Origin of the sequence: Pseudomonas sp. HR1 (assembly GCF_030175875.1) — a bacterium.
Lineage (GTDB): Bacteria > Pseudomonadota > Gammaproteobacteria > Pseudomonadales > Pseudomonadaceae > Chryseomonas > Chryseomonas oryzihabitans.
In genome coordinates this window covers 165,538-178,837 of sequence record NZ_JASNRF010000004.1, presented here as the reverse complement: position 1 = coordinate 178,837, position 13,300 = coordinate 165,538, and the positions used below count along the sequence as shown (strand labels likewise).

12 protein-coding genes are annotated in these 13,300 nt (G+C 68.1%); 9 read left to right on the top strand and 3 right to left on the bottom strand.

Going from position 1 to position 13,300, the window contains the following annotated elements; genetic code table 11:
- Positions 1-8: 8 nt before the first annotated feature.
- From QKY98_RS16130 to QKY98_RS16105, 6 genes are all read left to right on the top strand, one after another.
- The gene (locus tag QKY98_RS16130) at positions 9-1,259 is read left to right on the top strand and encodes a hypothetical protein (protein ID WP_284671246.1); all 1,251 of its coding nucleotides are present in this window, start codon (positions 9-11) and stop codon (positions 1,257-1,259) included.
- Positions 1,260-1,508: 249 nt separating this feature from the next.
- Positions 1,509-2,453: an ABC transporter substrate-binding protein gene (locus QKY98_RS16125; protein ID WP_284671245.1), complete on the top strand. Its 945-nt coding sequence runs from the start codon at positions 1,509-1,511 to the stop codon at positions 2,451-2,453.
- Positions 2,450-3,490, top strand: coding sequence for a FecCD family ABC transporter permease (locus tag QKY98_RS16120; protein WP_284671244.1), 1,041 nt, complete (start codon positions 2,450-2,452; stop codon positions 3,488-3,490). The genes QKY98_RS16125 and QKY98_RS16120 overlap by 4 nt, the downstream gene beginning before the upstream one ends.
- On the top strand, positions 3,487-4,500 hold the full coding sequence (locus QKY98_RS16115) for a FecCD family ABC transporter permease (RefSeq protein WP_027598299.1): 1,014 nt from the start codon (positions 3,487-3,489) through the stop codon (positions 4,498-4,500). Before QKY98_RS16120 ends, QKY98_RS16115 begins: the two co-directional genes overlap by 4 nt.
- Entirely contained in the window at positions 4,482-5,288 is an 807-nt protein-coding gene (locus QKY98_RS16110) for an ABC transporter ATP-binding protein (protein WP_284671243.1), read from the top strand. Before QKY98_RS16115 ends, QKY98_RS16110 begins: the two co-directional genes overlap by 19 nt.
- Before the next feature lie 144 nt (positions 5,289-5,432).
- On the top strand, positions 5,433-6,404 hold the full coding sequence (locus QKY98_RS16105) for a D-2-hydroxyacid dehydrogenase family protein (protein WP_108582276.1): 972 nt from the start codon (positions 5,433-5,435) through the stop codon (positions 6,402-6,404).
- A 276-nt stretch (positions 6,405-6,680) separates the two neighbouring features.
- Here the strand turns inward: QKY98_RS16105 and QKY98_RS16100 are convergent, their stop codons facing one another.
- The 3 genes from QKY98_RS16100 to QKY98_RS16090 form a co-directional block, all read right to left on the bottom strand.
- Positions 6,681-7,568: an alpha/beta fold hydrolase gene (locus QKY98_RS16100; RefSeq protein ID WP_284671242.1), complete on the bottom strand. Its 888-nt coding sequence runs from the start codon at positions 7,566-7,568 to the stop codon at positions 6,681-6,683.
- A 248-nt stretch (positions 7,569-7,816) separates the two neighbouring features.
- On the bottom strand, positions 7,817-8,587 hold the full coding sequence (locus QKY98_RS16095) for a sulfite exporter TauE/SafE family protein (RefSeq protein WP_284671241.1): 771 nt from the start codon (positions 8,585-8,587) through the stop codon (positions 7,817-7,819).
- 102 nt (positions 8,588-8,689) lie between these two features.
- On the bottom strand, positions 8,690-9,754 hold the full coding sequence (locus tag QKY98_RS16090; RefSeq protein WP_007160663.1) for an SDR family oxidoreductase: 1,065 nt from the start codon (positions 9,752-9,754) through the stop codon (positions 8,690-8,692).
- 166 nt (positions 9,755-9,920) lie between these two features.
- On the opposite strand from QKY98_RS16090, the gene QKY98_RS16085 reads away from it, so the two are divergent.
- From QKY98_RS16085 to ypfJ, 3 genes are all read left to right on the top strand, one after another.
- A complete protein-coding gene (locus QKY98_RS16085; RefSeq protein WP_027598304.1) occupies positions 9,921-10,853 on the top strand; it encodes a LysR family transcriptional regulator in 933 nt (310 codons plus the stop codon).
- A gap of 249 nt (positions 10,854-11,102) precedes the next feature.
- Positions 11,103-12,170: an NAD(P)-dependent alcohol dehydrogenase gene (locus QKY98_RS16080; protein ID WP_284671240.1), complete on the top strand. Its 1,068-nt coding sequence runs from the start codon at positions 11,103-11,105 to the stop codon at positions 12,168-12,170.
- A gap of 262 nt (positions 12,171-12,432) precedes the next feature.
- Positions 12,433-13,293, top strand: a complete 861-nt coding sequence (gene ypfJ / locus QKY98_RS16075) for a KPN_02809 family neutral zinc metallopeptidase (RefSeq protein WP_007160666.1) — start codon at positions 12,433-12,435, stop codon at positions 13,291-13,293.
- Positions 13,294-13,300 lie beyond the last annotated feature (7 nt).

Sequence of the window (13,300 nt, the reverse complement as noted above, 5' to 3'; positions counted from 1 at the left end):
TGAACGCCATGACTGCCAAGCAACATCCGCTAGACGCTGACCAGACCCTCTCCAATCCATCCGCCACCTTTGCCAGGGCAGCCCAGGCCGCCGTACCCGCCACGCCGGCCGGTACCTTCGACGGCTTCAGCTACTACGCTTTCCAGAACCAGCCGCGCCTTACCCTCGACATCAATGCCGCCGCGGCCAAGGTCGGTTTCGCCAAGACCTTCGACGCCAACGGTCCGCACTACACGGCAGGCTCGACGTTGAATGAAGTGAGCCTCATCGGTCACTACGAAGAGCAACGAACGCTCCTGGATGGCCATACCCGCGGCACCACACCGGGAGACACCTCGCTGGATTCGAGCATTGCCAAGCTGACCGTCAGCCTCACCGATGTGCCCACCAATGACCTCAACCTGTGGTCTCACGTCGACCTGAGCAACTTCGACGGGCTGCAGACGTTCGACGGCTCCCAGTCCACCGTCGGCCTGTTCATCGACCTGACCAATGCCTACAGAACCGATGGCCCCGACGTCCGTAGCGAGAGCGCCTTTCTCAAGACGGTAACGACCGGTAGCGCGGGCGATTTTCTCTATGTCAGCACCATCGCCGCAGCGGAGTTGGACAGCGTCGCCGCGCTCGGCAATTCCAGGGTGAAGCCGTTGACGATAGACACGGGTGCCGGTGGGGACGATATCTCGGCCTACATCCAGCAGGCCGATATGGTCATCAACGCCGGTGCGGGTGGAGACTCCATCGACCTGTCCATCGAAAAGGGCGTCGCGGCGCACAATGCCACCGTAAGGGGCAACTACGGTCACGGCGCTACCATCACCCTGGGTGAAGGCCGGGACTACCTCATCGTCGACACCCTGGGCAACGGTACGTTGGCCAACTTCGATGGCAGCAGCAGCGCCGCCGCCAATCGCTCTCTGGCGGCCAACCACGTAACGATTACCGACTACCAGGCCAGTGAAGACCAGCTCATCTTCGGTTTTTCGATCCAGAAACCCGAGGCGGTCACCACGGTGGAGGATGCGGCCCTGAAGGGCGCCACCAGCCTGTACGGCGCACTGCAACAGGTGGCGCAATCCATGGCCTACAACGAGCGTGCCGCGGTCTTTCACTATGGCTCGGACACCTACGTTCTGCATAACGTGGGCGATACCGGTCAGATCGACGCCGCCGATTCGCTGATCCAACTGGTGGGCATCCAGGATCTGCAGGACGTGGCCGGTACGGTGTCCGCCGGTCCGCGCGGCATAGGCAGCTAGGGCCCGGCACCCGGCCGCGGGATCCCTGCCTGCCCAGACGTTGGGGTCCCGTGGCTTTCCCGCGATCTGGCGGCTCGGAACAATGGAGGCGACAGCACCGCCGAGAGCGGGCGAAGAAAATCGCCCTGAGCCAGAAAGAGGCAATGGACAGCGGATGTCAGCCAGGTGCTGATGCTCTATCCTAGCCGCCCCGCCACGGGGCCTCGGCCCGCCTGGCGGGCCTCTTTCCGTCTTCAGCCAGTCCCCGTCATGCTCGATCGCCGTTCCCTTCTGCAATTCGCCGCTGGTACCGCGCTGCTCGCCGGCCTGCCCGGTCGGGTGTTCGCGCGGCCAGCGGTCGTCGATGGCGACTTTCCGCGGCAGGTGGAGCATGTGGTGGGCAGCACCCTGATCCCGCGCCAACCCCAGCGGGTGGCCGTGATCTCCACCGGCCAGCTGGACGCCGCCCTGAGCCTGGGCGTGATCCCGGCGGGCACCACCCGTGTGGACAATCGCGAACTGGCGCCCGGCTATCTGCGCACCGCCCTCGCCAGCCGCGCGCAGGAGCTGGAGGCCATGGTCGATCTGGGCAGTCGCCAGGCGCCGGATCTGGAAGCCCTGGCGCGCCTGGCGCCGGATCTGATCGTACTCAATCGCACCGTGCTCAAGGCCGGCGGGCTGGAGCTGTTCTCGCGCATCGCCCCCACGGTGGTGGCGCGCGGTACCGGCGGCAACTGGCGACCGGATTTCCTGCTGCTGGCCGATGCCCTGGGCCGCCGGCAGCAGGCCGGGCGACTGCTGGCGGACCTGGATAGTGACCTGGCCGGTCTGGCGCAGCGCTTCGGCGCCCAGCCGCCCTCCGCCTCCCTGCTGTTTTCCAGCGGCGCGCGACTGCGCCTGATGGGCGCGGATTCCTTTGCCGGCGGCCTGTTGCAAGCCATGGGCGTGACCCGTCCGGCGGCGCAGCGCTTCAAGGGCACCTCGCGGGATGTCAGCGCCGAGTTGCTGGACCTGGCCGACGCCGACTGGCTGTTCTATGCCGAGCAGGGCACCGCCCTGGCCAGCCTGGCGCGACAGCCGCTGTGGCCTCGACTCACTGCGGTGAGCCAATCCCGAGCCATCCGCGTGGACACCGACGCCTTCTATCTCAACGCCGGCCCCCTCGCCGCGCGCCAGGTGATCAGCACGGTCGCCGGCGCCCTGGGGATGACATGACCGCGCCAGCCCGCCCCGCGCCTCTGGCGCAACGAGCATCCGCGACCCGCGGTGGCCTGGTACTGGTCCTGCTGCTGATCGTGCTGGCACTGGCGGTGGTGGCGAGTCTGGGCATAGGGGCGCGGTCGCTGTCGGCGGCGCAGATCCTGCACCTGCTCGTCGCGCCCGATGACTCGACCGACGCCGTGGTGCTCTGGGAACTGCGCCTGCCGCGCACCCTGCTCGGGCTGCTGGTGGGCGCGGCCCTGGGCCTGGCCGGTGCACTGATGCAGGCGCTGACGCGCAATCCGCTGGCCGATCCCGGATTGCTGGGGATCAATGCCGGGGCGGCCTTCGCCGTGGTGGCCGGGTTGTCGCTGGTGGGGCTGGACGATGCCCCGACGCGCCTGGCCTGTGCCCTGCTGGGAGCGGCCCTGGCCGCCGGCCTGGTCTATCTGCTCGGTGGCAGTGCCCCGGCCCGTGGTCAGCCCATACGGTTGATCCTGGCCGGTATCGCCCTCAGCGCCAGCCTCAACGCCTGCACCGGCATCATCACCCTGTTCGACAGCGCGGTGTTCGACAGCTACCGCTTCTGGGCGGTGGGCGCCCTGAGCGGCCAGACGCCGGGCGGCGCCCTCGGCATCCTGCCGTTGCTGCTGATCGGCCTGGCGCTGGGTCTGCCCCTGGGCAGCCGTCTCAATGCCCTGGCCCTGGGCGACGACCTGGGTCGCGCCCTGGGGGCCCGACCGGGGCAACTGCGGCTGCTGGCCTTCGTCGCCATCGTGCTGCTGTGCGGCGCCGCCACCGCGGTGGCCGGACCCATCGGCTTTCTCGGCCTGGTGGTGCCCCATGCCCTGCGCCTGCTGGTGGGCGCCGACTGGCGCTGGATCCTGGCCCTGGCGCCCCTGGCCGGTGCCAATCTGCTGTTGCTGGCCGACACCCTGGGCCGCCGCGTGGCCCTGCCAGGCGAGCTGGAAGCCGGGATCGTCTGCGCCCTGCTCGGTACCCCGGTGCTGCTCGCGCTGATCATCCGTTCCGCCCGGCGGGTGCGCCCTTGAGTCGTCATCGCTTCGCCCCCCGCCGCTCGGCGCGCTTCAAGGCCTGCCTGCTGCTGCTCCTGCTGGCGGCCATCGGCATCTGCGCCCTGACCCTCACCGGCGGCGCCTTCGCCCCGGCGCCGCACCGGGTGGCGGTCACCCTGCTCGGCCGGGGCGATGCCCTGGCCAGTCTGATCCTGCTGGATCTGCGCCTGCCGCGGCTGCTGGCGGCCTTTGGCGTCGGTGCGGCCCTGGGCGCCAGCGGCGCCATCTTCCAGCGCCTGGCGCGCAATCCCCTGGCCAGTCCGGACCTGGTGGGCTTCACCGTCGGCTCGGCCAGTGGCGCCCTGATCACCCTGCTCTGGCTGCAACTGGGCGGCGCGGCGCTGATGCTGGGCGCCCTCGGCGGTGGGCTGCTGGCCGCGGTACTGGTGGCGGGCCTCGCGGCCCTGGCGGGGATCCGCGGCGAGCGGATGATCCTGCTGGGCATCGCCGTCAGCGCCCTGCTCGCCTCCCTCAACGAATACCTGCTGACCCGCGCCGAGCTGGACGAAGCCCAGGAGGCCCGGCTCTGGCTGTTCGGCAGCCTGGACATGCTGACCTGGAGTCGCACCCTGACCCTGCTCGCCGGCTGCCTGCTGCTCTTGCCGCTGGCCGCCTGGCTGGCGCGGCGGTTGCGCCTGCTGGAGCTGGGCGACGACCTGGCCCGGGCCCTGGGCCTGGCCGTGCTGCCCAGCCAGAATCTGCTGCTGGCGGTTGCCGTGGCCCTGGCCGCCCTGGCCATCGCCACCGCCGGTCCCATCGGCTTCGTCGCCCTGGCGGCGCCCCAGCTGGCCCGGCGCCTGACCCGCAGCGCCGATCTCGGCATCCTCGCCCCCGCCCTGCTCGGCGCCTGCCTCACCGCCCTGGCCGACCTGCTGGCCCAGCGGCTGCTGGCGCCCTTCCAGATTCCGGTCGGCTTGCTGACCGGCGCCCTGGGCGGCCTCTATCTGATCTTTTTGCTGAGCCGCGAATGGCGGCGGACCTCATGAGCCAAGACGCCCCTTCCAGTCGCCTCGCCGCCCACGGTCTCACCGTCGGTTATGGCGGCCAGCCGATCTGCGCCGACCTCGATGTGCGGCTGCCCGATGGGCGCTTCACCGTCATCATCGGCCCCAACGGCTGTGGCAAGTCGACTCTGCTGCGCAGCCTGGCGCGGCTGATCCGTCCCAGTGCCGGCGAGGTACGCCTGGACGGTCGGCTGATCCAGGACCTGCCGACCCGCGAGGTGGCTCGTCGCATCGGCCTGCTGCCGCAGAGCGCGGTGGCGCCGGACGACATCCTGGTCAGCGACCTGGTGGCGCGCGGGCGCCATCCCCATCGCCAGGCCTTCGCCGGCTGGACGGAGGCTGACGAGCGCGCGGTGCAGCACGCGCTGGAAGCCACCAACACCCTGGAGCTGGCCGAGCGGGCGGTGGACAGCCTGTCCGGCGGCCAGCGCCAGCGTGTCTGGATCGCCCTGGCACTGGCCCAGGAGACTCCGCTGCTGCTGCTCGACGAGCCCACCACCTTTCTCGACATCGCCCACCAGGTGGAGCTGATGGAGTTGCTCTGCCGCCTCAACCGCGAAGGCGGCCGCACCCTGGTGGCGGTGCTGCACGACCTCAACCAGGCCTGTCGCTACGCCGACCACATCATCGCCCTGCGCGCCGGCCGCATCCTCGCCGAGGGCCCGCCGGCGGAGATCGTCAGCCCCGAGCTGATCGAGGCGCTGTACGGCCTCAAGTGCGCGGTGATCGAGAATCCCCTGGCGGGTACGCCGCTGGTGATTCCCTACTAGGGCTCGTCCCGGAAAACGCTGCGCGGTTTTCCAGGCTACCGGTAGGGTAGACAAGGGCACAGCTGCGTCCACCGTTGCGCCCCATCTTGTCGGACGACTCCGCAGGTGCTCCACTGGCGATCCAGAACAACAACGGAGCTCGCCATGCATATCGTCATCCCGGACGACTACCAGCACGTCGTCGAAACCCTGGATTGCTATCCCCTGCTCCAGCGCGCCGGGCATCAGGTGACGCTCTATCACGACGCCGAACGCGATCCCAGGGTGCTGGTGGAGCGTTTCCGTGACGCCGATGCCCTGGTGCTGACCCGCGAGCGCACCCGCATCGACGCCGAGCTGCTGGCGCACCTGCCGCGACTCAAGCTGATCAGCCAAACCGGCAAGGCCACCGCCCACCTCGACGTGGCCGCCTGCACCCGCCAGGGCGTGGCGGTGTGCGAAGGCAGTGGCTCGCCGGTCTCCACCGCCGAGTTGACCTGGACGCTGATCCTCATGGCCCGCCGCAAGCTCAAGCCGGCCATCGACGCCCTCTATGCCGGGCGCTGGCAGGTCAATCTGGGCGAACGACTGGACGGGCAGATCCTCGGCATCTGGGGCTATGGCAAGATCGGCCAGCGCCTGGCGCGCTACGGCCAGGCCTTCGGCATGCCGGTGCTGGTCTGGGGCAGCGAGGCCTCGCGCGCCCGCGCCGAAGCCGACGGCCATCGCGCGGCGCCCAGCAAGGAGGCCTTTTTCGCCGAGGCCGATGTCATCAGCCTGCATCTGAGATACAGCGAGCGCAGCCGCGGCTGCGTGCGCGCCGAGGACCTGGCGCGGATGAAGAAGAGCGCCCTGCTGGTCAACACCGCCCGCGCCGGCCTGATCGAACCCGGTGCCCTGCTCACGGCGCTGGAATTGGGCCACCCTGGCCAGGCGGCGCTGGATGTCTTCGAGCAGGAACCGGTGGCGCCGGACGATCCCCTGCTCGCCCACCCCCAGGTGCTCTGCACCCCGCACCTGGGCTACGTGGAAAAGCACAGCTACGAACTCTATTTCGGCGAGGCCTTCGCCAACCTGGTGGGCTTCTTCAGCGGCGAACCGACCGGCCTGGCCAATCCGGAGGTGCTGGGGCGGTAGGCTTGGGGGCGCGTGGATCGCGTGGATAAGGCTGCGCCGTTATCCACCCTACGCAGCGCTCTGTAGGGTGGAAAACCGCACAGCGTTTTCCACCGTCTTGGCATTACCGCCCCTGTTGAGCTTCGACGATGAAGCCGTATCACCCCAGCCCTCTCCCAGAGGGAGAGGGAGGAAAAGCGGCGCACGCCTCGTAGGTTGGGTTGAGCGCAGCGAAGCCCGACATTGTCCAGGCTTGAACGCTGTCGGACTTCGACGATGAAGCTGTCTCAACCCAACCTATGGCAAGCGCTCCCTTACCGCGGCGGCGAAGGCGGCGGGGGCTTCCTGGGGGATGTTGTGGCCGCAGCCGGGCAGCACCTCGTAGCGGAAGGGTCCGCTGAAGTGCTGCGCTACCTCGGCTTCACCCTGCACCGCGGTGACCCCGTCGTCGGCACCGGCCAATACCGTGGTGGGCACGCGGATGGGTGGCTGAGCGGCGAGCCGGCGCTCGGTCTCGGCATAGGCCGGATCGTCCGGGGCCAGACCGTAGCGGTGGCGATAGGAGTGGATCACGGTATCGACGAAATCGGGATTGTCGAAGGCCGCGGCGGTAAGCGCGTAGGTAGCGTCGCTGAAGCGCCAGCTGGGTGACCACAGCGACCAGAGCAGTCGACAGAATTCGCGGCGATGTTTCGCCAGTCCGGCGCGACCTCGCTCGCTATGGAAGTAGTACTGGTACCAATAGCGCAGCTCCGCCGCCGGTTCGGCAGGCTGGGTCGCGGCGCGGGCGATGTCCTGGATCGGATAGCCGTCGCCCAGCACCAGCCCTGCGACCCGCTCGGGCCAGAGGGCGGCGACGATACCCGCAGCGCGACCACCCCAGTCGTAACCGGCCAGGGTCGCCCGCTCCAGGCCCAGGGCGTCGAGCAGCGCCAGGACGTCATGGGCCAGGGCGGCCTGCTGGCCGGAGCGCGGGGTGTCGGCGCTCAGGTAGCGGGTCGCGCCATAACCGCGCAGAAAGGGCACATGGACGCGGCAGCCAGCGGCGGCCAGTTCATCGGCTACCTCGGCGTAGGCGTGGATGTCATAGGGAAAGCCATGCAGCAGCAAGACCGGATGGCCGGCGTCCGGGCCCTGGACCTGGTAGGCGACGTCCAGGACGCCGGCCTGGATGGAGGTGAGCATGGGGGATCTCCGCCACGGGTGTTGTAGAGCGGAGAGGTGGATCGGCTTGGGAGTTCCCGAGGTGGCAGCGTCGCGTGGAAAACGCTACGCGGTTCCACCCTACCAGGCTACGGCGTCTGAGAGCATCGCGGCCATGGGCCGCTCCTACGGAGTCACCGGTCACTGTAGGAGCGGTCGCTACGGCGCACCGGCATGGCCGCGATCATCACAACGCCAAACTTGATAGCGGACCACCGTAGGCTCGTTGGTTACCCCACCAAATACCGCCCGATCAGGGTCACGCCCGACACCAGCACCAGCCAGGTCACCAGGCGGGTGAAGCGTTCGCGGGACAGGCGGCGCTGCAGGTGGCGGCCGATCCAGCCGCCGAGCAGCATGGCCGGCAGCAGGCAGACCGCCAGGAGCAGCAGGCTGCCATCGCTGTAGGCGCCGGCGATCAGCAGCAGGACGATGCGGATGGAGGCGCTGCAGCCGATGAGGAAACTCTGGGTGCCGCGGATGGCGTTCTTGTCTTCCAGGCGGCCATTCAGATAGAGCGCATAGAGGAAGCCGCCACTGCCGAACAGGGCGCCGCACAGGCCCCCTACCCCGCCCGCCGGGATCGACCAGGCCGGCGCCAGTTGGCGAAAGCCCTTGGGACTGAACAGGCTGTAGGTGGAATAGGCCACCACGAAGAGCCCCAGCCAGAGCATCAGCAACCGGGCATCGGTGCGCATCAGCAGGTAGGTGCCCAGGGCCGCGCCCAGCAGCAGCATGGGCAGCAGGCGCCTGAGTTCACGTCCGGCAATGGCGCGGCGATCCGGCAGCCAGTTGTGGAAGGAGGCGAGGAAATCCAGCATCACCAGCAGGGGCACGATGCGCGACAGCGGCATCCAGCTGGTAAGCAAGGGACCGGCGACCAGGGCGCTGCCGAAGCCGGCGACGCCAAAGATCAGATAGGCCAGGACCACGATGGCTTCGATGAAAAGCCAGTCCAGCGGGCTGAAGGCGGGAACGAGGGCAACGAGAGAGTCGAGCATGGGGGCGCATCCTGCGAGAAGAGCTCGCATTCTGCGCCCCGCGTGCAACCTCTGAAAACCGCCAGCCGCCCCCGTTCACGGGGACCGGCGGTCCAGAGCGGCTCAGGGAATCAGGCGCTGGGCCCGCAGCCGGGTGAAGAGGTCGAGAAAGCTCGCCCGGGTGTCGCGATAGCCGAAGAAGCCCAGGTCGCGGCTCTTGGTCATGTCGTTGAGGCACTCGATCTCGCGGCCCAGGTCGGCGTCGCTGTGCCACCAGGAGGCCAGCTTGTCGACGTCGGCTTCCACCAGGTCGTGCTCCTCGGCGAGCTTGCGCCACTGCGCCGGGGCCACGTCCTTCATCCGCGCTTCCAGCGGCATGGGCTGCTCGGGATAGGGCGCCGGCTCCAGGTCGAAGAAGGCGGCGATCTCGCCCCACAGCCAACGCCAGCGGAAGACGTCGCCGTTGACGGTGTTGAACGCCTGGTTGCGCGCGGCCGGCGCCAGGGCGGCCCATTCCAGTTGCTCGGCGAGCAGGCCGGCGTCGGTGACGTCGGTGATGCCGTCCCACTGGGTACGGGAACCGGGGAAGACGAAGGGCTGGCCGGTGGCCTTGCACAGGGAGGCGTAGACCGCCAGGGTCAGGCCCATGTTCATGGCGTTGGTGCCCTTGGCCTGGCCGATCATGCTGTGGGAGCGGTGCACGCTCCAGCCGAAGCCATGGCGCTCGGCGGCGGCGAAGAGGATATCTTCCAGGGTGTAGTAAAAGTTGGCGCCGGCCTGGCGCGGCTCGCTTTCGCGGAAGGGCGTCTCGGCCTTGCCGCTGCCGTATTCCTCGAAGGAACCCAGGTAGTGCTTGGTGCCGGTCACCAGGGCCAGGTGCTCGAGCGGCGCGCCGTCCAGGGCCTGGCAGAGGTTGTCCATCATGGCGCCATTGGCCTCGACGTTTTCCTTCTCGGTGGGGCGACGGGTCCAGGTGCAGAAGAACACATGGCTGATCGGCAGACCGGCCAGCGCCTGGCGGGTGGACTCGGCGTCAAGCAGATCGGCGGCGACCGGGATGACGCCTTCCTGCGCCACCGGCTTGCGCGCCAGACCGTAGACGGTCCAGCCCGAGGCGACCAGGGTATTGGCCAGGTTGTAGCCGGAAATGCCGGTCACGCCGACGATGAGAGCGGTGCCCTTGCGCATGAAACCTCCAGATAGGGATGGGAGACGGCCTGCGGCGGTCGCAGGCGCTGTAGATAAGGGAGTGCCTTGTCTCAGGGTTGATTCCAGCCTATTGGAGAATTAACGGCGTATCCTGGGTATAAATTCCTTTTTAACTGGAATTAGATTCCGCAATCGGGAGCCAGCCTTGTATTCCTCCGAACGCCTCAAGGGGCTCGACGTCTTCGTCACCGTGGCCGATCTCGGCAGCTTCACCGCGGCTGGCGAGCGTCTCAATCTCACCGGTTCGGCCGTCGGCAAGAGCGTGGCCCGGCTGGAAAGCCGGCTGGGCGTGCGGCTGTTCCAGCGCACCACCCGCCGGCTGAGCCTGACCGAAGCCGGCACCCGCTTCTATCGCACCTGCACCGGGGTGCTGGCCGAGCTGGAACAGGCCGAAGTGGGCCTGGCCGCCCAGGACGGCGAGCCCCACGGTCGGGTACGCATCGACCTGCCCGCCTCCTATGGCCGCCTGCATGTGCTGCCGCTGATCCTGGAATTGCTGCACCGCTATCCGCTGTTGCAACCGGATCTGTCGCTGTCGGATCGCTTCGTCGATCCGGTCCACGAGGGCATCGACATCCTGGTGCGCATCGGCGGCTCCGACGCCTGGCCGGCCAGCCTGGGGCATCGCTTCCTCGGTACCCAGCGCCAGGTCTTCTGCGCCGCCCCGGCCTATCTCGCCCAGCATGGCCGCCCCCGGACCCCGGCCGAGCTGGTCGATCACCAGTGCATCGGCTTTCGCCAGGCCGATGGCCTGATCAGCCCCTGGCAGCTGCGCGGCGAACAGCCGGGCGACAGCGAACGCTGGATCTTCCAGCCGCGCCTGGTGGTGGGGGATGGCGAAGGCGAGGTGCTGGCCGCCCTGGCCGGGCATGGCATCGCCCAGTTGCCGACCTGGCTGATCGCCACGCACCTGGCCAGCGGCGCTCTGGTGGACGTGCTGCCCGAGCACGGCGTCGAGGGCTCGCCGATCAACCTGGTGTGGCCGCGCAGTCGCGAGAGTCTGCCGCGGGTCCGGCTGCTGCTGGAGCACCTGGCCAGTCGCCTGCTGCCCACGGTGGCGCCGAAGCTTTCGCGCTAGCCACGACCGCTCGACCAGTGGCCCCGACTGCCGCGCCACGGACGGGAACATCCGCTCAAGCACCCCGGTCGTAAACCCTCGTACACCCGCTCGCCCCTGAGTTCCATCGATGGGCGGCATGACGATTATCGAGACGATCGATTGGTGCCGTCGGCTCTGGCTCAGCAGGATCGACGGTTTGTCACCGGGCCAGGCCAACCTGGCCGCCCTGCTCCACCACTCAGTTCCACCACCTAGATGAGGTATCTCATGAGCCAAGCCCAAGGCTACGCTGCCCAGTCCGCCGACCAGCCCCTGGCGCCCTTCTCCTTCGAGCGGCGCGAACCCGGCGCCCACGACGTGCAGATCGACATCCTCTTCTGCGGCGTCTGCCATTCCGACCTGCACACTGCCCGCAACGAGTGGAACAACACCCTGTACCCGTCCGTGCCCGGTCACGAGATCGTCGGCAAGGTGACCGCGGTCGGTGCCCACGTGAAGAACTTCAAGGTCGGCGACACCGTCGGCGTCGGCTGCATGGTCGACAGCTGCCAGCACTGCGCCCCCTGTGACGCCGGTGAAGAGTCCTACTGCGAGAACGGCTTCACCGGCACCTACAACGGCAACCTCTACGGTGGCAGCGAAAACACCCAGGGCGGCTACTCCGACCACATCGTGGTCAACGAGAAGTTCGTGCTCAAGGTGAGCCACACCGAGAACCTGGCCGCCGTGGCGCCGCTGCTGTGCGCCGGCATCACCACCTACTCGCCGCTGGCCCACTGGAAGGTTGGCCCGGGCAAGAAGGTCGGCATCGTCGGCCTGGGTGGCCTCGGCCACATGGGCGTCAAGATCGCCCATGCCATGGGTGCCCACGTGGTGCTCTTCACCACCAGCGCAGGCAAGAAGGACGACGCCCTGCGCCTGGGCGCCGACGAGGTGGTGGTGTCGAAGAACGAAGACGAGATGGCCGCGCACGCGAACAGCTTCGACTTCATCCTCAACACCGTGGCCGCGCCGCACAACCTGGACGCCTTCCTCACCCTGCTGAAGTGGGACGGCACCATGACCCTGGTCGGCGTACCCGCCGAGCCGCACCCGGCGCCCAGCGTGTTCAACCTGGTGATGAAGCGCCGCCAGCTGGCCGGTTCGCTCATCGGTGGCATCCGCGAGACCCAGGAAATGCTGGACTTCTGCGCCAAGCACGGCATCGTCTCGGACATCGAGCAGATCGCCATCCAGGACATCAACGAAGCCTATGAGCGCATGCTCAAGAGCGATGTGAAGTACCGCTTCGTGATCGACATGCAGAGCCTCAAGCAGGGCCAGACCGTGGCCTGATCCCGCGCTCCGCTCCGCCGACAACGCCCGCGCCCGTCGCGGGCGTTGTCATTTCCGGTAACGCATTTTTGGCGCGCCCCGCGGTCCTAGCTTCTGTCCGAAAAGTCGTCGAGCGAAGGTCAGGCGAGGCGAAAAGTCCTGAGGAAGCGGAATTTACGAGCGGTAAATGAGCATTCCGAAGGGCTTTTCAACGAAGCATCACCGATGCGCAGACGCTTTTCGGGTAGAAGCAAGCGATAACGACAATCACGAGGCGGCCGCCATGCAGTGGGACAAGGGACAACGTAGCGACAACGTGCAACAGGCCAGCGGTGGACGCGGCATGAAGATCGGCGGCGGCCTCGGCCTGGGTGGCGTGGCCCTGGTGGTGGTGTTCGGCCTGCTCAGCGGCCAGAGTCCGACGCAGATCCTCGGCAACCTGATCAGCCTCAGCGGCCAGAGCGCGCCGAGCCAGCAGGAGACCACCGCCCCGGCCGACAACCGCCAGGTAGACTTCGTCCGCGTGGTGCTGGGCGAGACCGAAAACACCTGGACGCGCATCTTCCAGGCCCATGGCGAGCAGTATCAGCCGCCCAAGCTGGTGCTGTTCAACGGCCAGGTGCAATCCGGTTGCGGCGGCGCCACCGCGGCCAGCGGTCCCTTCTATTGCCCGGTGGACAGCAAGGTCTACCTGGACCTGACCTTCTTCCAGGAACTGCAGCAGCGTTTCGGCGCCGACGGCGACTTCGCCCGTGCCTATGTGATCGCCCACGAGGTCGGCCACCATGTGCAGAACCTCACCGGCACCACCAGCAAGATGGAAGCGGCGCGCCGCCGTGGTATTCCCACCGAGGGTGCCACCGGGTTGTCGGTACGCTTGGAACTGCAGGCCGACTGCTATGCCGGGGTCTGGGCCAACGACGCCCAGAAGCGGCTGAACTGGCTGGAGCCGGGGGACCTGGAGAAGGCGCTGAACGCCGCCAACGCCATTGGCGATGATCGCCTGCAACGCCAGTCCCAGGGCCGCGTGGTACCGGATTCCTTTACCCACGGCAGCTCCGCGCAGCGGGTCAAGTGGTTCCGCACCGGCTTCGACAGTGGCAAGGTGGAGAGCTGCGACACCTTCGCCGCCAAGGCGCTCTGACCTCTAG

Excerpts from the sequence above, each read along its gene's own strand:
- QKY98_RS16125 (WP_284671245.1), top strand. The coding sequence starts at position 1,509 with ATGCTCGATCGCCGTTCCCTTCTGCAATTCGCCGCTGGTACCGCGCTG.
- QKY98_RS16110 (WP_284671243.1), top strand. The coding sequence starts at position 4,482 with ATGGCGGCGGACCTCATGAGCCAAGACGCCCCTTCCAGTCGCCTCGCC.
- QKY98_RS16100 (WP_284671242.1), bottom strand. The coding sequence starts at position 7,568 with ATGCTCACCTCCATCCAGGCCGGCGTCCTGGACGTCGCCTACCAGGTC.
- QKY98_RS16095 (WP_284671241.1), bottom strand. The coding sequence starts at position 8,587 with ATGCTCGACTCTCTCGTTGCCCTCGTTCCCGCCTTCAGCCCGCTGGAC.
- QKY98_RS16120 (WP_284671244.1), top strand. The coding sequence starts at position 2,450 with ATGACCGCGCCAGCCCGCCCCGCGCCTCTGGCGCAACGAGCATCCGCG.
- QKY98_RS16080 (WP_284671240.1), top strand. The coding sequence starts at position 11,103 with ATGAGCCAAGCCCAAGGCTACGCTGCCCAGTCCGCCGACCAGCCCCTG.
- QKY98_RS16090 (WP_007160663.1), bottom strand. The coding sequence starts at position 9,754 with ATGCGCAAGGGCACCGCTCTCATCGTCGGCGTGACCGGCATTTCCGGC.
- ypfJ (WP_007160666.1), top strand. The coding sequence starts at position 12,433 with ATGCAGTGGGACAAGGGACAACGTAGCGACAACGTGCAACAGGCCAGC.
- QKY98_RS16130 (WP_284671246.1), top strand. The coding sequence starts at position 9 with ATGACTGCCAAGCAACATCCGCTAGACGCTGACCAGACCCTCTCCAAT.
- QKY98_RS16105 (WP_108582276.1), top strand. The coding sequence starts at position 5,433 with ATGCATATCGTCATCCCGGACGACTACCAGCACGTCGTCGAAACCCTG.